This is a genomic window from Marinobacter suaedae, assembly GCF_030519635.1.
Classification (GTDB): domain Bacteria; phylum Pseudomonadota; class Gammaproteobacteria; order Pseudomonadales; family Oleiphilaceae; genus Marinobacter; species Marinobacter suaedae.
The window spans coordinates 53877-70594 of sequence record NZ_JAUMIS010000002.1; the positions used below are offsets into that span (position 1 = coordinate 53877).

At 58.6% G+C, this 16718-nt stretch carries 16 protein-coding genes; 9 read left to right on the forward strand and 7 right to left on the reverse strand.

Going from position 1 to position 16718, the window contains the following annotated elements; genetic code table 11:
• The first annotated feature begins 9 nt into the window (after positions 1 to 9).
• Genes QVZ43_RS09070 through QVZ43_RS09085 form a run of 4 tightly spaced genes read left to right on the forward strand, consistent with a single transcriptional unit; the run spans position 10 to position 2456 of the window.
• On the forward strand, positions 10 to 570 hold the full coding sequence (locus QVZ43_RS09070; RefSeq protein WP_223795417.1) for a CDP-alcohol phosphatidyltransferase family protein: 561 nt from the start codon (positions 10 to 12) through the stop codon (positions 568 to 570).
• On the forward strand, positions 567 to 1265 hold the full coding sequence (gene hda, locus QVZ43_RS09075) for a DnaA regulatory inactivator Hda (protein WP_223795418.1): 699 nt from the start codon (positions 567 to 569) through the stop codon (positions 1263 to 1265). The genes QVZ43_RS09070 and hda overlap by 4 nt, the downstream gene beginning before the upstream one ends.
• Before the next feature lie 47 nt (positions 1266 to 1312).
• Positions 1313 to 2110 carry a ParA family protein gene (locus tag QVZ43_RS09080; protein WP_223795419.1) on the forward strand — a complete coding sequence of 266 codons (798 nt, stop codon included), beginning with the start codon at positions 1313 to 1315 and terminating at the stop codon, positions 2108 to 2110.
• Positions 2111 to 2120: 10 nt separating this feature from the next.
• Positions 2121 to 2456 (forward strand): YqcC family protein, encoded by a 336-nt coding sequence (locus QVZ43_RS09085; protein ID WP_223795420.1) that lies wholly within the window; start codon positions 2121 to 2123, stop codon positions 2454 to 2456.
• Here the strand turns inward: QVZ43_RS09085 and nadC are convergent, their stop codons facing one another.
• Positions 2457 to 3296, reverse strand: coding sequence for a carboxylating nicotinate-nucleotide diphosphorylase (gene nadC, locus QVZ43_RS09090; protein ID WP_302909693.1), 840 nt, complete (start codon positions 3294 to 3296; stop codon positions 2457 to 2459).
• Positions 3297 to 3501: 205 nt separating this feature from the next.
• On the opposite strand from nadC, the gene QVZ43_RS09095 reads away from it, so the two are divergent.
• From QVZ43_RS09095 to QVZ43_RS09105, 3 genes are all read left to right on the forward strand, one after another.
• Positions 3502 to 5688: a DUF1631 domain-containing protein gene (locus QVZ43_RS09095; protein ID WP_302909694.1), complete on the forward strand. Its 2187-nt coding sequence runs from the start codon at positions 3502 to 3504 to the stop codon at positions 5686 to 5688.
• A gap of 102 nt (positions 5689 to 5790) precedes the next feature.
• Positions 5791 to 6357 (forward strand): 1,6-anhydro-N-acetylmuramyl-L-alanine amidase AmpD, encoded by a 567-nt coding sequence (ampD, locus tag QVZ43_RS09100; protein WP_302910638.1) that lies wholly within the window; start codon positions 5791 to 5793, stop codon positions 6355 to 6357.
• Between the two features lie 6 nt (positions 6358 to 6363).
• Positions 6364 to 7251, forward strand: a complete 888-nt coding sequence (locus QVZ43_RS09105; RefSeq protein WP_302909695.1) for a histidine kinase — start codon at positions 6364 to 6366, stop codon at positions 7249 to 7251.
• Between the two features lie 55 nt (positions 7252 to 7306).
• Here the strand turns inward: QVZ43_RS09105 and QVZ43_RS09110 are convergent, their stop codons facing one another.
• The 5 genes from QVZ43_RS09110 to QVZ43_RS09130 all read right to left on the reverse strand — a co-directional run bounded on the left by QVZ43_RS09110 (position 7307) and on the right by QVZ43_RS09130 (position 13704).
• Positions 7307 to 7864: a cob(I)yrinic acid a,c-diamide adenosyltransferase gene (locus QVZ43_RS09110; protein ID WP_302909696.1), complete on the reverse strand. Its 558-nt coding sequence runs from the start codon at positions 7862 to 7864 to the stop codon at positions 7307 to 7309.
• Positions 7865 to 7867: 3 nt separating this feature from the next.
• The gene (locus QVZ43_RS09115) at positions 7868 to 8770 is read right to left on the reverse strand and encodes a ketopantoate reductase family protein (protein WP_302909697.1); all 903 of its coding nucleotides are present in this window, start codon (positions 8768 to 8770) and stop codon (positions 7868 to 7870) included.
• Between the two features lie 3 nt (positions 8771 to 8773).
• A complete protein-coding gene (locus QVZ43_RS09120; RefSeq protein ID WP_302909698.1) occupies positions 8774 to 11626 on the reverse strand; it encodes a valine--tRNA ligase in 2853 nt (950 codons plus the stop codon).
• Between the two features lie 85 nt (positions 11627 to 11711).
• Positions 11712 to 12224, reverse strand: a complete 513-nt coding sequence (locus QVZ43_RS09125; protein ID WP_223795428.1) for a DNA polymerase III subunit chi — start codon at positions 12222 to 12224, stop codon at positions 11712 to 11714.
• Entirely contained in the window at positions 12211 to 13704 is a 1494-nt protein-coding gene (locus tag QVZ43_RS09130) for a leucyl aminopeptidase (RefSeq protein WP_302909699.1), read from the reverse strand. Before QVZ43_RS09130 ends, QVZ43_RS09125 begins: the two co-directional genes overlap by 14 nt.
• A 238-nt stretch (positions 13705 to 13942) precedes the next feature.
• On the opposite strand from QVZ43_RS09130, the gene lptF reads away from it, so the two are divergent.
• Together lptF and lptG are read left to right on the forward strand one after the other, a co-directional pair.
• Positions 13943 to 15046 (forward strand): LPS export ABC transporter permease LptF, encoded by a 1104-nt coding sequence (gene lptF, locus QVZ43_RS09135; RefSeq protein ID WP_302909700.1) that lies wholly within the window; start codon positions 13943 to 13945, stop codon positions 15044 to 15046.
• Positions 15039 to 16100 (forward strand): LPS export ABC transporter permease LptG, encoded by a 1062-nt coding sequence (lptG, locus tag QVZ43_RS09140; RefSeq protein ID WP_302909701.1) that lies wholly within the window; start codon positions 15039 to 15041, stop codon positions 16098 to 16100. The genes lptF and lptG overlap by 8 nt, the downstream gene beginning before the upstream one ends.
• 11 nt (positions 16101 to 16111) lie before the next feature.
• Here the strand turns inward: lptG and QVZ43_RS09145 are convergent, their stop codons facing one another.
• Positions 16112 to 16651, reverse strand: a complete 540-nt coding sequence (locus tag QVZ43_RS09145) for an RDD family protein (RefSeq protein ID WP_302909702.1) — start codon at positions 16649 to 16651, stop codon at positions 16112 to 16114.
• Between the last annotated feature and the right edge of the window lie 67 nt (positions 16652 to 16718).

Genomic DNA, 16718 nt, shown 5'->3' on the forward strand with positions numbered 1-16718 from the left:
GGGGTATTTGTGAGTTTGCAACGCTGGCGCTGGATTCCCAATGCCCTGACGTTTTTGCGCATGTTGCTGATCGTGCCTTTTGCGGGCGCGTTGCTGTCCCAGGACTATCGGTATGCGCTGGTGATTTTCATGGTGGCGGCAGCAACCGACGGGTTCGATGGCTTCCTGGCGCGTCACTTCAACTGGCGTTCCCGGTTCGGCGCTATCGCCGATCCGCTGGCGGACAAGGCGCTTTTGCTGACGGCCTACCTGGTGCTCACCCTGACCGGCGTTTTCCCTGTGTGGCTCTTCGGACTTGTGCTAGGGCGCGACTTGCTGATTGTCAGCGGCGCGCTTGCCTATCATTACGGTATTGGACGCTTTGATATGCAGCCCAGTATTCCCGGCAAGATCAATACATTCATACAGATTCTGGTGGCTCTGGCGATTATCGTTTTGCTTGCCGACCTGCCCATGCAGCCCTGGGTTCTTGAGGTGGGTATCCTGCTGGTGGCCATTTCAGCCATATTCAGCGGGCTTCATTACACCTTGGTCTGGGGAATGCGTGCTTGGAGGGCGACCCGGTCGTGAATGCGTCGCAGCTGTCTTTGGGAATCAAGCTCCGTGATGATGCGAGATTCGGCAACTTTCACGGTGACCGCAATGCCGATGCCGCGTTGCGGCTGAAACTGATCTGCGAAAAACCCGAAGCGGTTCCCGTTGTGGTTATTTGCGGGGACTCGGATACGGGTAAGAGCCATCTTCTGCAGGCGGTATGTCACCACGCGGACGGGCAGGGGCGTACGGCCGTCTGCATCAGCATTGTCGAATTGGAACCTTTTGGCCCCGAGGCGTTAGTGGGCTTGGAAGGCGCCGACATTATCTGCCTGGACGACCTCGATCGGGTCGTGGGACAGCCGGCTTGGGAAGAAGCGATATTTCACCTGTACAATCGGGTTCAAGATCAAGGGGGCTTGCTGATCGTGAGCGTGTCGGAGGTGCCGTCGGCGCTGGGTTTTTGCCTGCCGGACCTGAGGTCCCGGCTCGGACATGGTCTGACTATCCAGCTTGGAATTTACCGTGACGACGACCGGTTGCGAATTCTCATGGCGCGTGCAGAACAACGGGGATTGGTGATAGCTGACGATGTTGCCACCTTTATCATGCGGCGTGCGCCCCGGCGTCTGGGGGATTTGCTGGCCATACTGGACACGCTGGATGAGAATTCGCTTCAGGCGCAGCGCAGGCTGACCATTCCATTCGTTAAATCGGTCATGGGTTGGTAGGAAGCACGTTCGGCCAAACAACGATAAAACATCAAGGGGAAGGTGACATGAGACGCGTGGTATTCAATCAGAAAGGCGGTGTGGGCAAATCCAGCATTACCTGTAACCTGGCCGCGATCAGTGCAGCGCGGGGCAAACGGACGCTGGTGGTGGATCTGGATCCACAGGGCAACTCCACTCATTACCTGCTGGGAAAGGCCGCTGGTGAACTGAAAGATACCGTGGCTGATATGCTGGAGCAGACCGTGGCCTTTACGGTGTTCAATCGCCGCCCGGATGAGTTTGTCCATGCCACGCCCTTCGACAATCTGTTTGTCATGCCATCGAGCCCGGAGCTGGATTTCCTGGAGCGCAAGCTGGAAGCCAAGCATAAGATCTACAAGCTTCGGGAAGCCCTGAAAAAATTGGGGGAAAGTTTCGATGCCATCTACATTGATACCGCTCCGGCGCTGAACTTCTATACCCGTTCCGCCCTGATCGCCGCGCAGCGCTGCCTGATACCCTTTGACTGTGATGACTTCTCTCGTCAGGCCCTGTACAACATCCTGAATGAGATTCGGGATCTGCAGGAAGACCATAATGAAGATCTGGTGGTTGAAGGAATTGTCGCAAACCAGTTTCAGCCGAGGGCAAGTCTGCCCAAGCGGTTGGTCCTTGAACTGATGGAGGAAGGCCTGCCGGTATTGCCGGTGCGCCTGTCCAGCTCCGTAAAAATGAAAGAATCTCACCAGAGCCGGCAACCGCTCATCCATATGGCGCCCAAGCACGCGCTGACCCGGCAGTACGTGGATCTGTTCGGGGTGTTGCATGGTGAAGCGGTCGAGCTGGAGCCTCTGGCCGACTAGGACGGATGTTATGACCGAAAGCATTGATGTGGTGGGTCAGGTTGCTGACAGCCTGCTTCGCCTTGAGATGGAACTGCGCCAGTTAGGTGCCTGGGAGGCCGAGCGGCCTCCCGTCGAAGCGTTTCAGAGTACACAACCGTTTTGTATCGATACGCTGGAGTTCACCCAGTGGCTGCAGTTTGTGTTCATAGAGCGAATGAAGGTCATCGTCGAAAACGAAAACCCACTGCCAAGCGTCTCAGGCATGGCCCCTATGGCAGAAGAGCATTTTCGCGGGCGGGCAGAATCCGGGCAATCGTTGATCCGTGAACTGGAAACGATTGACCGTTTGCTCAGCGACGGCTGATCAGTCCAGCCGCATGGACAGGTCCACGGCCTTGATGTCCTTGGTCAGCGCACCAATCGAAATATAATCCACACCGGTTTCCGCCACGGGCACCAGGGTTTGGTCATTTATGCCGCCGGATGCTTCCAGCTTGGCACGGCCGGCGGTAAGGGTAACCGCGGTGCGCATATCCGCCAGGCTGAATTCATCCAGCATGATGATGTCCGCCCCGGCATCCAGAGCCTGGGTCAGTTCGTCCAGTGTTTCGGTCTCTACCTCGATCGGGCGTCCCGGGGCAATTCGTCGGGCTTCTTCAATGGCTTCGGCAATGGAACCGCATGCCAGTATGTGGTTCTCCTTGATCAGAAAAGCGTCCCACAGACCGATACGGTGGTTGTAGCAGCCGCCGCAGGTGACTGCGTATTTCGAAGCCAGCCGGAGTCCTGGCAGGGTTTTTCGGGTATCCAGCAGGTGAACGCCGGTGTGGGCAACCTGGTCTGCGTATCGTGCGCAGCTGGTGGCGACACCGGACAGCGCCTGAAGCCAGTTCAGGGCAGAGCGCTCTGCAGTCAGCAGGCTGCGCGCTGGTCCCTTCATGCGGAACAGCACTTGGTTTGGGGCGACGGAATCACCGTCTTTCACCTGCCATTCCAGCTCGACGGCCGGGTCTACCTGACGGAAGACCTCGTTCACCCAGTCCCGTCCGGCGATGGTGGCATCCTCGCGGGTAATTACCCGGCCGGACGCGTGTTTGTCGGCGGGAATCAGTTGCGCGGTGATGTCCCCGTCACCGATATCCTCTCTCAGGCTCTGGGCGACAGACTCGATGCGGGATTGGCGGAGCAGTTCTGCAGGGATCATGGTATCGGTCCGGTCAGGGTGAATGCGTTGAAACGGGGGATTTTAATGGGCTGGCGTCCATTCGCCAAACGCTGTGGGCATCACTGCTCGACTGTTTGCGGATTCGGGTTGACACAAAAGGTGACATTTCCTGACACAAGCTGACGTTCAGTGGCCTTATCATTATCTTCTACCATTATGCCTCAGGCAGCTCCGGAGCAGGTTCATGGCTCAAAACAACAATATCGTACAATTTGCCGACCGCAAGCCCGTCCAGAAGTTTTCGCTTCCTCCGGCACTGGTGCGCCTCCGGGATTCGTCTGGCCGTTCACTGCAAAAAGTGCTGGCCAATTTTTTTGACCGCTCTGACGATGTGCTGTTTGAGCTGGCGGACCGGGCGGACTCCAATCGAGATCAGAGTGCCTATTTCGATGCCATGCGGGAACTCCGTCTGCGGCGCAAGTCGATGATGGTGTCGATGCTGCAGTACGTCAGCCAGGCCTTCAATGAACTCGGGAGATTCAACCCGTTGCATAATGCCGGCTCGCTGGAAGAAATCGATAGCGACCTTCTTGATCCTATGGACCAGTCGGAACTTGAGCAGCAGGTGGCCATCGAGAATCTGATCACCAAGCTACATAGCCGCTACGAAGAGCCGATCCGCCTGCTGTGCTCCCGGGTTAATCACCTGGCGCCTTCCATTACCCTGTCAGACAGCCAGATGCCTCTGAGTCCGCAGGTTATCTGTAGCGGTGTTTCCGAGGCCTGTTCCGATCTGGATATCGATATCCGGGCCAAGCTGGTCGTCTTGAAGCTATTTGACCGTTTATTGGCCGATACACTGGGTGAGTTCTATCAGGAGGCCAACCAAACCCTGGCCGAGCAGGGTGTGTTACCTGACCTGAAGCGCCCGCCAGCCGGTAAAGGGTCGACTGGTCGCCCCTCATCGGCGAGCGGCTCTGAGGGTGGGCCTGCCTCCACATTTTCCCAGCTCAGCGAGTTGCTGCACCAGAACGAGGAAGGCTGCGAATCGGCAGCTGCGCCCGAGGCTCTGGATACGGCCGGCCTGATGCGTCGGTTGAACGAGGTGCAGGCCCAGGAACTTGCGTTTGAAAGTGATCAGATCGTCACGCTCAACGAACTCCTGAAGCCAATTCTGCAGCCAGAAAACGGCCGGGCCGCCAGTGTGGGGCAGGTGGATCACGATGTGATTAACCTGGTATCCATGCTGTTCAACTTCATTCTCGAAGACCGGCAACTGAACCTGGCGATGAAGGCGCTGATCAGCCACCTGCAAATCCCGGTGCTGAAAGTGGCGTTGCTGGATAAGAACTTCTTCAACCGGGGTGGTCATCCAACCCGGAAGCTGCTGAATGAGCTGGCAATGGCCGGGGCTAGCTGGGTTGAAAAGCCCCGGGGGCAGAGTGATCCGCTGCGGGAAAAGATGGAAGCGATCGTCCGTCGTGTACTCAGCGAATATACGGACGACGTCGGCCTGTTTGATGATTTGCTGGCGGACTTTAGTCACTTCCTTGATCTGGACCGTCGTCGCCGTGAGTTGGTGGAACAACGACTGCGGGATGAGGAAGAATGGCGCGCCCGTCGGGACACCGCCGGTAACGATGTGCAGGCGATGATCCGGGATCAGATCGCAGACCGCGAAGTGCCTGAACCGGTCAAGGCCTTATTGAACGGCCCCTGGACCAAGTACCTGGAGGCCCTGCTGCTCCGGGAAGCAGACGGCAGTGAGCGCTGGGCAGGAGCCTGCCGCATGACTGAAAAGCTGATCTGGAGTGTGGACCCCCGGCCGTTGTCCGAGGACACTCGCAGCCAGTTGCTCCGGGCGATTCCGGCAATTGTGGATGGCCTGCGAAAAGCGCTTCAGGAAATTTCCTGGGACCCGTTTGCGACAGACGCATTGATTCGTGACCTGGAACTGGTCCATGTGGATGTGTTTCACCGGTTGCTGGCGCCTTCGAAAAAACCGGAGCCGGCGTCGGAGGAATCAGCACAGGAAAGCGTGGTTTCGTCTGAACAGGTGGCTGGAACCGAGTCGGAAGCTGTCGCCAAGCCGCCGCAAAAGGCCGAGCAGGCGACTTCTGCCGAGCCTGCCATCGATCCGGATGCCGTCGACAATCAGTGGCTGGCAAAAGCCGACTCACTCCGGGTCGGGTCCTGGATTGAACTGCCCGTGGATGGCAACAGGGTGCGGTGCAAGCTGGCAGCTTTCATCAAGGTGACTGGCAAGTACATCTTCGTGAACCGGAACGGTACCAAAGTTGCCGAGTTCTACCGGGAGGGCCTCGCGAGGGCAATGGCTGACGGAGAGGTCGGCATGCTTGACGACGGCCTGATTTTTGACCGCGCACTGGAATCCATCATTGATAATCTGCGGAGTAATCGTAAGGACTAATGGCACAGTCCGAACCCTTTGTGCTTCAATCTGCTGCTCCCGTAAGCCACAAAAGCATTTGGATTTATTGTGTCTCAGTCAGATAACGAGTTTGCCAGAAGCATTCAATCCCTGAGAGAGACCGGGCGCCTGCCGAAAGCGCGCTGGAGCCCGTCCCCTAACTTTGGTCCTCGTCCCGAGGGCGCGGCCATCAGCCTGCTAGTCGTCCACAATATCAGCCTGCCACCGGGCCAGTTTGGTGGCCCGGAAATCGAAGAGTTTTTCTGCAATCGGCTGGATCATTCTGCCCACCCATTTTTCGAGACCATTCGAGGGGTGGAGGTGTCGGCCCACGCACTGATCCGGCGGGATGGCAGCGTTGTCCAGTTTGTCAGTCTGCTGGAGCGAGCCTGGCATGCAGGGCGTTCATGCTTTGAGGGGGAGGAGGAGTGCAATGACTTTTCTGTCGGCATTGAGCTGGAAGGCACTGACGATATCCCTTACACCCCGGACCAGTACCGCGCGCTGGCACAGGTCGCCAGGATGGTTATTGCTGCCTGGCCTTCGGTGACGGAAGAACGGGTGACCGGGCATTGTGATATTGCACCGGGAAGAAAAACCGATCCTGGCCCGGCATTCGACTGGGCGGAATTCCGGGCCATTCTGGCCCGGACTGGCGACAAGGAGTAGCGTTTAATGGTTCTGGTTGTTTTTCTGCTGGCGTATCTGATCCGGCGGCAGCTGGATTATCAGGACCGTCTTTCGAGCGATCAGCTTTGGCGCCAGTGGTTTCACTTTGGCAGCAAGGTTGAGGCGGGGCATGAGGCTGGCATTGGTGCCGGTCTTGCGTTAGCGGTACTCCCGTCGTTGGCGGCCGGACTGCTCGTGGCGGCACTGGATTCCATCGGGCTTGGTTTTGCTGCTTATCCCATGGAATGCGTGGTTCTTGTTTTGCTTATGGGCGCACCCGGTTGGGCCCCTGTGCTCCAAGCGTACGGGGATGCCTGGCGCCGTGGCAATATGCGAGAGGCGTGGGAGTCGATACAGGATCAGCTTCCCCCGCAAGAACGCCAGGCGGGGTTTGCACCCGGTGCCATGCACCAGGCTCTCTCGCGAGTCTTTCTTCAGTCCATTTTTCAGCGCTTCTTTTTGATCGGGTTCTGGTATGTGGTCGGCGGGATAGGTCTGGCGGTGCTGGCCCGTGGGCTTGTTGCACTCAAGGAACAGTGGCCCCAGGCTGCAGCCCGGAGCCGTTTTACGTTCCTGTGTGAGGTGGTGGCCTGGCTGCCGGTCCGGGTACTGTCTGTAACCTTTGGCATTGCCGGTGATCTTGCCGGATGGCTCAGGGAGTTGCCTGTGGGGCCAAGTCAGTTTTCCAATAAGCTGGATCACATTCTCATGATATCGGCCAACGGCGCGTTAACCGGGTATGCCCTGGATCCGGATCGATTTTTCGAGATTCACCCGAAAGAGTGGCCGGATTTTGGTCATCGTAGCCTGAATGCCATCCGAGAGCTTCTGAATCGAAGCATGCTGGTCTGGATTTGTGGCCTGGCCCTGCTAGTGATCTCCGGGCTGATCTGAAGTGCATCATAACTGGAAGCGTCCCGGTGGGCATTCGACCAGATAAAAATCCGGCTTAAAGGCCGGATTTTTTTTGGTCCCACAAAATTTCCTGCCGTCCCCCACGCCGGGCCAGAACCCGTGCGATGACGAACAGAAGATCCGACAACCGGTTCAGATAATGCCGGGAGGCGGAATTGATGGAATCCTCGTGGCCCAGTGCGACCACAATGCGTTCCGCCCGTCGGCACACGGCCCTGGCCAGATGACATTGGGCGGCTTGAGCATTTCCGCCGGGAAGGACGAAGTTTTTCAATGGCGGGAGGTGTTCATTGTGGGCATCCAGAGTCTGCTCCAGCCACTGGATGTGCTCGTCGCCGATGACTTTGCTGCCCGGAATCGCGAATTCTCCACCGAGGTCAAACAGGTGATGCTGGATGCGGCGAAACACATCGCTCAGCGGGTCGCTGGCTTCCAGGGTTTCGATCAACAGGCCAATGTGGCAGTTCAGTTCATCGGCGGTACCCATCGCTTCGACTCGCTGGGCATTCTTAGCTATGCGGTTACCGTCGGCCAGGCCTGTCGATCCGTCATCGCCCGTTCGTGTGTAAATCTTGGAAAGGCGGTTGCCCATTCTTTACTCCTGTTCGCCTGAAGACAGTTGTTGTACCTGTTCGGTCAGCATTTGGTTCACCGGAGTCGCGATGCCCCGTGACTGGCCCAATCGGACAAGGTATCCATTAATGTAGTCGATCTCGGTTTGCTTACCGCTGAGCACGTCGCTGCGCATGGAGGAGGTGTTTCTCGCTGTGCTTCGGGCCACAGCTTCAATGTTTTCCCGAAGCTTTTCCGGATCTGCGGGGCCGCGCCCGACGGCGTTCATCAGGTTGGCGATTTCTGTGCACAGACTTTCTATGTGGCTGAGGTAGAGGTCGGTCGACAGCATGTCTCCATTCGGGCAGTCCAGCAGGGCGGTAAACGGATTGATGCCCGCGTTAATGACCAGCTTTTTCCAGAGTCGGCCAAGGATATCCTGTTCGGGCCGGATACTCAGGCCGCTCACCGACAAGCGTGCTACCACGGCATAGAGTTTCTGGTCCGCCGAGTCGGTCAGGGGGCCAATCCAGGTTTCGCCGGCCCCGGCATGAACCACTTGATCGGGCGTTGGACGATTGGCACCTTCGGTTGTTGTGGCGGCAAGCACAGGCCGGTCAGCCCATCGTTCAGCCACAGCCTGTTGGCTGCCGAGTCCGTTCTGAAAAAGCACAATGGGTGTGCTGGCAGGAAGCCAGTTGGTAAGGTGCTCCATCGCATCCAGCGTGTCGCCGGCTTTGGTGGTGACCAGTGCGAGGGCGGGGGTGTCGGCGGCGTTCAGCCAGGATACGGTGACCTGCCGGGACTGCCCGTCGACTTCCTGAAAATGGAAGTGGACGGGCGCCGTATTCGTTTGCCCCGGACGAGGCACAAAGGCCGTTTCGTGGGCAGGCAGGGAGGCGGCCCAGAGCCGCCCCATGGCGCCCGCACCAAGAATGGCGATCATGGCTTACATGGCCTCGATCTCGGCCCGCTGCTGGCTCAGGCGGGACAGGCTGCTCTGGGCATCCCGAAGCTTTTCCTGTTCCTTTTCAACCACCTCAGCCGGCGCCTTGGCCGTGAACTTTTCGTTGCCCAGTTTGCCTTCCAGGCGTCCGATTTCTTTCTTCAGACGGTCAAGCTCCTTGTCCAGGCGCTTCAGCTCAGCTTCCTTGTCAATCAGGCCCGCCATCGGCACCAGCACTTCCATCTCGCCCACCAGCTGGGTGGCGGACATGGGGGCCTTGTCGCCGTCGAACCAGTCCAGACTTTCCAGTTTGGCCAGGGAGGAGAGGAACTGGCGGTAGTCGTCCATACGGCGTTTGTCGTCGGCGTTTTTGCTGCGCAGCAGTACCGGAACCTTTTTGCCCGGGGAAATGTTCATCTCACCGCGAACGTTTCGGACGCCAATGATGACACCCTTCAGCCACTCGATGTCGGCTGCAACGGCAGTGTCCATCTTGCTGGCATCTGGCTGCGGGAAGGGCTGCAGCATGATGCTGTCGCCCGACTTGCCGGCCAGCGGCGCAATGCGTTGCCAGATTTCTTCGGTGATGAACGGCATGATTGGGTGGGCTACCCGAAGAACCGCTTCCAGCACGCGCACCAGGGTACGACGAGTGCCCCGCTTGGCTTCGGCGCTGGCGTTGTCGTCGTTGAGAACCGGCTTGGACAGTTCCAGGTACCAGTCGCAGTACTCGTTCCAAATGAACTCGTAAAGCGCGTGAGCCGCCAGGTCGAAGCGGTACTGCTCCAGATGACGAATCACCTCCTGCTCGCAGTTCTGCAGTTCGCTGATGATCCAGCGGTCAGCCAGTGACAGTTCCACCGGCTCGTCGTTCACGCCGCAGTCCTCGCCTTCGGTGTTCATCAGCACATAGCGGGCGGCGTTCCACAGCTTGTTGCAGAAGTTCCGGTAGCCTTCCAGGCGCTTCATGTCCCAGTTAATGTCGCGTCCGGTGGTCGCCATAGCCGCCAGGGTGAAGCGCAGGGCGTCGGTGCCGTGTGCTGCAATGCCTTCCGGGAACTCTTTCTTGGTGCGCTTGCCGATTTTTTCAGCCAGCTTCGGCTGCATCAGGTTGCCGGTGCGCTTCTCCAGCAGGTCGTCGAGGCTGATGCCGTCAATCATGTCCAGCGGGTCAATCACGTTACCCTTGGACTTGGACATCTTGTCGCCATGCTCGTCCCGGATCAGGCCGGTCACATAGACCGTGTGGAACGGCACCTGCTGACTGCCATCTTCATTTTTCATGAAGTGCATGGTCATCATGATCATCCGGGCAACCCAGAAGAAAATGATATCGAAACCGGTGACCAGCACGTCGGTTGGGTGGAACGCCTTCAGGCGGTCGGTCGCTTCCGGCCAGCCCAGGGTGCCGAAAGTCCACAGGGCAGAACTGAACCAGGTGTCCAGAACGTCCTCGTCTTGGCTTAGGGTGACGTCGTCGCTCAGGTTGTGCTTCTGGCGCACATCGGCTTCGTCGCGGCCCACATAGATGTTGCCATCGGCGTCGTACCAGGCGGGAATCCTGTGGCCCCACCAGAGTTGGCGGGAGATACACCAGTCCTGAATGTCCCGCATCCAGGCGAAGTACATGTTTTCGTACTGTTTGGGAACGAACTGGATACGGCCGTCTTCGACGGCTTCAATAGCCGGCTTGGCCAGGGTCTTGGCGTCCACGAACCACTGGTCAGTGAGCATGGGCTCGATGATCAGGCCGGAACGGTCACCGCGGGGGACGCTCAGAACATGATCTTCCACCCGTTCCAGAAGGCCCAGTTTTTCGAGGTCGGCAACCATCTGCTTGCGTGCGTCTTCGCGCGTCAGGCCAGCATACGAAGATGGCATCGTACCGTCGATGTCGGTGTTGGCGGTGCCGTCTGAATTGAAGACTTCGGCTACGTCCCGGATGTTGGCGTCCTGGGTCATGACGTTGATCATGGGCAACTCGTTGCGCTTGCCCACGGCATAGTCGTTGAAATCGTGCGCCGGGGTAATCTTCACGCAGCCGGAGCCTTTTTCCGGATCGGCGTGGTGGTCGGCGACAATCGGGATGCGGCGATTCACCAGCGGCAACATGACGTGCTTGCCAATCAAGTGCTGGTAACGCTCGTCATCCGGATGCACGGCCACGGCAGTGTCACCCAGCATGGTCTCCGGGCGGGTGGTGGCCACAACCAGGTAGTCTTTACCGTCCTGGGTGGTGGCGCCATCCGCCAGCGGATAACGCAGGTGCCAGAAAAAGCCTTTCTCTTCCTTGTTCTCCACTTCCAGATCGGAAATGGCGGTGTGCAGTTTCGGATCCCAGTTCACCAGGCGCTTGCCACGGTAAACCAGGTCCTGCTCGTACAGTTGAACGAAGACTTCCTGGACAGCCTTGTAGAAGCCGTCGTCCATGGTGAAGCGTTCGTGTTCCCAGTCGACGGAATTGCCGAGACGGCGCATCTGGCGGGTGATGGTGCCGCCGGAGTGTTCTTTCCAGTCCCAGATGCGTTTGATGAATTCTTCGCGACCCAGGTCATGCCGGGTCTTGCCTTCTTCGCCAGCCAGCTTGCGTTCCACCACCATCTGGGTGGCGATGCCGGCGTGGTCGGTACCGACGGTCCAGAGCGCATTGCGACCCTGCATCCGCTTGTAGCGGGTGAGGGTGTCCATAATGGTGTGCTGGAATGCATGCCCCATATGAAGACTGCCGGTGACGTTGGGCGGCGGGATCGCGATGCTGTAGGACTGGCCTTCACCGCTGGGGCGGAAATAGCCCTTGGATTCCCAGTTTTCGTACCACTGGCGCTCAATGTTTTCTGGCTGGTAGGTTTTTTCCATGGGTTCTGCTGGTGACCGTTCGGTTGATTCGGGAGTGGTTTTCAAGGCGCAAGATTATACATGCTCACCTCGTTGGCGGCGAACTTCAGCGACGCCTTTGATCGTGCACCCGGGCCTCGATTCCAAGGGTCCGTAACTGGCGATAGTGGTCCCGGGCCTGGTTCAGTATTACCGGGTCGTTTTGCGCCACCAGGGCCAGTCTTCGGAAGCGATCGGCGTTGGCCGGCAGGGTCTGGGACAGGATGATGACGGTGTCCCAGTCCTCCGGCTGCGGAGGGCAGAGTAGAATGCCAACGGGCTCGCTGCAGGTAATGCCTGAGTCAGTAACCTGACGGTGGGGAATGAAAGACTCCGGGTTAAAGCTCCAGAGCAGGTCGTCGAGTTCCTGGGCCTGTTGCTGGGTGTCACAGACAATGCAGGCCCGATCACCCTGCTGCCAGGCTTTCTCCACCAGCCTGGCCGCGTGCAGATTGCGGGCGGCGGGTGTGCTCTGGGCGAGGATGTGGAACCAGTAACGCTGGTTGCGACCAGACTCTGCCGGGTCTCCGGCGGCAGGGCCGCCGGACTCTGGCTGCTGGCTGGAATCAGCTGTCTGCATTGGACATCAGGTAGTCGACCAGCATGGGCACCGGACGGCCGGAGGCGCCTTTGGCCTTGCCGGAATGCCAGGCGGTGCCGGCGATGTCCAGGTGGGCCCAGCGATATTCCTTGGTGAACCGTGCCAGGAAGCACGCCGCGGTGATGGTGCCGGCAGAGCGGTCGCCGATGTTGGCCATGTCGGCAAAGTTGCTGTCCAGCTGGTTCTGGTAGTCGTCCCAAAGGGGGAGGCGCCAGGCACGATCGTCCGCTCGCTCACCGGCCGCCAGCAAATCGTTGGCCAGACCGTCGTTATTGGCCATCAGACCGGTTGCATGGTGGCCGAGGGCAATGATGCAGGCGCCGGTCAGGGTCGCCAGGTCGATGACCGCTTCCGGGTCGTACTTCTTCACGTAGGTCAGGGCGTCACACAGCACCAGTCGGCCTTCGGCGTCGGTGTTAAGGATTTCCACCGTCTGGCCGGACAGGGTGGTGACGATGTCGCCCGGACGGGAAGCGCCGCCATCCGGCATGTTTTCGGCAGCAGCGACCACCGCCACCACATTGATCTTGGGCTGAACTTCGGTGAGCACTTTCATGGTACCGAACACGCTGGCGGAGCCGCCCATGTCGTACTTCATCTCGTCCATGCCGGCACCCGGCTTCAGGCTGATGCCGCCCGTGTCGAAGGTGATGCCTTTGCCCACCAGAACGTAAGGCTTGTCGTCCGGCTTGCCACCGCGGTACTCCATCACGATCAGACGGGGAGGCTGGGCGCTGCCCTGGCCAACCGCCAGGATGGTGTTCATGCCCAGTTCCTTCATCTGCTTTTCATCCAGGATTTCGGTCTGGATACAGTCGTTTTCTTTGGCCAGGGTACGGGCCTGCTCGGCCAGCCACTCCGGATGGCAAATGTTCGGTGGGGTGTTGCCAAGGTCGCGGGTGTAGTTCATGCCGCGGCCGGTAGCCAGTCCCAGGTGGAAGGCGTCTTTCAGTGCCTTGCCGGTGCCGGAGGCACCGACCGTTACCTTGTTGAGTTTCGGGGCTTCCGGCTGCTGGCTCTTGTAACCGGTAAAGGCGTAGAGATGTTCCTCGAGGGAGCGACCGATCAGCTTGAGACGCGCGGCTTCGCTGCTGGCGGCTTCGGTCCCGCTGACGCCAGTGTCGGCCAGGGCAATCAGGGCACTCTTGGCCGGGGTCTCCTTCACGGCATTTACAGCGGCAATCAGTGCCCTGCGGTAGTTCTGCAGGGTGCGGTCCGAATCTTTACCGGTGCCGACCACAACGATGCGGTCCCAGGGTGCATCCTGGACAGGAATGGTCCGAGCCGTTGCATTCTTGCCGGTAACGTCGCCGTTGGTTTCCAGGGTCTTGATCAGCCCGCCAAGGGCTTCGTCTGCCTGAGTGGTGGATTCCGGCCAGGTGCCTTTTTCCGGCAAACCGATAACGAGGCAGTCAGCTTTGGTGGTGGCGATGGGTTTGGCACTCAGGCTGAAATTCATGGCAACTCCTGTAGATGTTCCTGGTATGGATGCGCGACGGCTGTCGCTCCTTCTGATTGAGGGAGCGTCCGATTAGTCTAGCATTGGGATGGGGCGATCATTTATCAAGCGGGTACGGCCCTTTGCTTTCTTGGGTGGCAGGCTGCCACCGTACTGTCATTCGGCACGAAGGTTACATAGAATACGCGCAGTTAGCGCTTTCCTCCACGGTTAAACGGACATTGGCAGAGAGATCTTCTTGAGCATTATTTTTCGCTATTTAATCCGGCAGGTCATGATCAGTATGGTGGCGGTGTCCGGCATCCTGCTCCTGGTGTTCATGAGTGGTCGCTTCCTGAAGTACCTGAGTAGCGCTGCCGAAGGCCAGATTGCTGCGGATGTTCTGTTTTCCATCATGGCCTATCGGTTCCCCGGTTTTCTGGAGCTGATCCTGCCTCTTGGCCTGTTCATCGGTATCCTGTTGGCCTATGGCCGCATGTATATGGAAAGCGAGATGACGGTGCTGTTTGCCTGTGGTCTGAGCGACCGTCAGTTGCTGGTGAAGACGCTGCTCGGCAGTTTGCCGGTGATGCTGATTGTCGGAGCGATGAGTCTGGTAGTTTCGCCCTGGGGGATGAAGCAGGTTGAGCAGATTTTCAACGAGCAGCGCCAGGCAACAGAGTTCGAAATGCTGGCTCCGGGACGATTCCAGAGTTTCAGTTCGGGTGGCCGGGTCACCTATACCGAATCCCTCAGCGATGACAAGCGGGAGCTTCAGGGCGTATTCATTGCCGAGTACGGCCGGGGTGGCGAGGGTGTCACCATCTTTACCGCTACGGCGGGTTCTCAAATTATTGATCAGGACACCGGAAGCCGGTTTCTGATTCTGGAAAATGGTGGTCGGTTCGATGGCTCTCCGGGAGAGCTGGATTACAACATCACGGGGTTTGAAGCCTACGGTCTCAAGATAGAAAGTGGAGAGAAAGGCACGCGGCAACTGGAAGAGGGGATCAGCACGCCGGACTTGATGAAGTCGGACGATCCCGAGGACCGGGCGCTTTTGCACTGGCGTTTTTCACTGCCTTTGATCGTCCCCATTGTTACCTTGCTGGCGGTTCGCCTGAGCCGGGTGAATCCCCGGCAGGGACGGTTTTTCCATCTGCTGCCGGCCATGCTGGTCTACATCACGTATCTGGGTCTTCTGATTGTTGCCCGGGATGCGCTGGCTGACGGAAAGGTGCCAGAGTGGATTGGCATGCTGTGGGTGCACGCGCTGTTTTTGTTGTTGGGGTTGTGGCTGCAGTTTGGCCCGGCCTGGCTGCACAAACGCAGGGCACTGAAGGAGGCGCGGGCCGATGTATAAGATAGACGGCTATGTCATGCGCACGGTGGGCGGCGCCATGTTCCTGGTCATGGTGGTCGTGCTTTCTCTGGATCTCATCTTCGGTTTTATTGCCGAGCTTGAGGATACCCGGTCCGACTACCAGACGCTGGAAGCTCTGAAATACGTGGCGCTGACCCTGCCGCGTCGAATTTACGACTACCTGCCACTGGGCGCGTTCATGGGGTGCCTGATCGGCCTGGGCTCCATGGCGAGTTCATCCGAATTGACCGTAATCCGGGCGGCAGGGGTGTCCCTCAAACGTATTGTCTGGTCGGCGATGAAGCCCGCGTTGGTCGTTGTGCTGTTCGGTGTGGTGCTGGGTGAATACATTGCGCCACCGGCAGAGCGTCTGGCTCAGAGCGAAAAGGCCGTGGCCCTTGGGGCCGGGAAAAACGTCGCTGCGGCGTCCGGGGTATGGCACCGGGAAGGAAACGTGTTTATCCACCTGAATGCCGTCCAGCCGAACGGTGTTCTGCACGGGGTTTCGCTGTTTGAGTTTGATGAAGAGCGTGAACTGCTCTCATCCAGCTTTGCGCCCAGGGCGATCTATCAGGGTGATCACTGGCTACTGGAGCGGGTGCGAACCACGGAAATACAGGACGATGGCACTCAACTGGTCAGGAACCAGACGCTGCGTTGGGAAACCGGTTTAACGCCGGGCGTGCTCAGCGTCCTTATCGTCAAGCCGGAGAACCTGTCCATGTCCGGCCTCTTTACCTACGCCAGGTACCTGGAGGACCAGGATCTCAATGCGTCGCCTTACTGGCTAGCGTTCTGGAAAAAAGTGCTGATGCCTCTGGGTACGGCGGTGATGGTTCTGGTGGCGATTTCCTTTATCTTTGGTCCGCTGCGGTCGGTCACCATGGGGTTCCGGGTGTTTACCGGATTGCTGGTTGGGCTGCTGTTCAAGTACATGCAGGATCTGCTGGGGCCGATGAGCCTGGTCTACGGTTTCAATCCTATGCTGGCAGTGCTGGTTCCCATTGGGGTGAACGCGCTAGCCGGTGCCATTCTGATGCGGCGGGCCGGCTAGCGGGGAAGGTGTCAGGCTGTCTTGACCGGTTTCGGGACCTCAACGACCACACTGTTGGACGCCCGGTCGGTCAGGGACAGGCCATTGATGGGCATGAACAGGGCGATCATTGCCGGGATGGTGATAAACAGAGTGGCCGGGCTCAGGTAATAGCTGCCAAGCAGGGCCACCAGGAATACCCCGGCTGCGGTAACGTAACGCAGCAATGCCTGGGTCCAGGTAACTGACGTCCCGTCCAGGTTCTCGATTCGGATCCGCCAAACCTGCATGCCGAGTGTCTGGCCCAGACGGGTCCAGAAGTAGGCGAAGAAGAGATAAAGCGTCAGAAAGAGCACGAACGTCAGCCCCGGGTCTCCCGAGATTTGACCGGCTTCCGCCATTTCCCCGTACTTATCCCAACCTGTAAACCAGCCGGCCACCAGGGTGTAAAGCCAGGTTGTGACCAGCAATACGGCGATACTGATCAGTCCATCGTAAATGACGGCCAGCGCCCGCTTTAAAAAGGTGGCGGGAGGAAGCAGTTCCTCAGCGTCGTGAAAGCGTCGGGGCATGAATACTCCTGTGATGTTGCACGTTTTTCATGTACTCGGCGTGTGCTAGAGTAGCGGATTTGCAGAC

Excerpts from the sequence above, each read along its gene's own strand:
- QVZ43_RS09080 (WP_223795419.1), top strand. The coding sequence starts at position 1,313 with ATGAGACGCGTGGTATTCAATCAGAAAGGCGGTGTGGGCAAATCCAGC.
- QVZ43_RS09085 (WP_223795420.1), top strand. The coding sequence starts at position 2,121 with ATGACCGAAAGCATTGATGTGGTGGGTCAGGTTGCTGACAGCCTGCTT.
- nadC (WP_302909693.1), bottom strand. The coding sequence starts at position 3,296 with ATGATCCCTGCAGAACTGCTCCGCCAATCCCGCATCGAGTCTGTCGCC.
- QVZ43_RS09095 (WP_302909694.1), top strand. The coding sequence starts at position 3,502 with ATGGCTCAAAACAACAATATCGTACAATTTGCCGACCGCAAGCCCGTC.
- QVZ43_RS09105 (WP_302909695.1), top strand. The coding sequence starts at position 6,364 with ATGGTTCTGGTTGTTTTTCTGCTGGCGTATCTGATCCGGCGGCAGCTG.
- QVZ43_RS09110 (WP_302909696.1), bottom strand. The coding sequence starts at position 7,864 with ATGGGCAACCGCCTTTCCAAGATTTACACACGAACGGGCGATGACGGA.
- QVZ43_RS09115 (WP_302909697.1), bottom strand. The coding sequence starts at position 8,770 with ATGATCGCCATTCTTGGTGCGGGCGCCATGGGGCGGCTCTGGGCCGCC.
- QVZ43_RS09120 (WP_302909698.1), bottom strand. The coding sequence starts at position 11,626 with ATGGAAAAAACCTACCAGCCAGAAAACATTGAGCGCCAGTGGTACGAA.
- QVZ43_RS09125 (WP_223795428.1), bottom strand. The coding sequence starts at position 12,224 with ATGCAGACAGCTGATTCCAGCCAGCAGCCAGAGTCCGGCGGCCCTGCC.
- QVZ43_RS09130 (WP_302909699.1), bottom strand. The coding sequence starts at position 13,704 with ATGAATTTCAGCCTGAGTGCCAAACCCATCGCCACCACCAAAGCTGAC.
- lptG (WP_302909701.1), top strand. The coding sequence starts at position 15,039 with ATGTATAAGATAGACGGCTATGTCATGCGCACGGTGGGCGGCGCCATG.
- QVZ43_RS09145 (WP_302909702.1), bottom strand. The coding sequence starts at position 16,651 with ATGCCCCGACGCTTTCACGACGCTGAGGAACTGCTTCCTCCCGCCACC.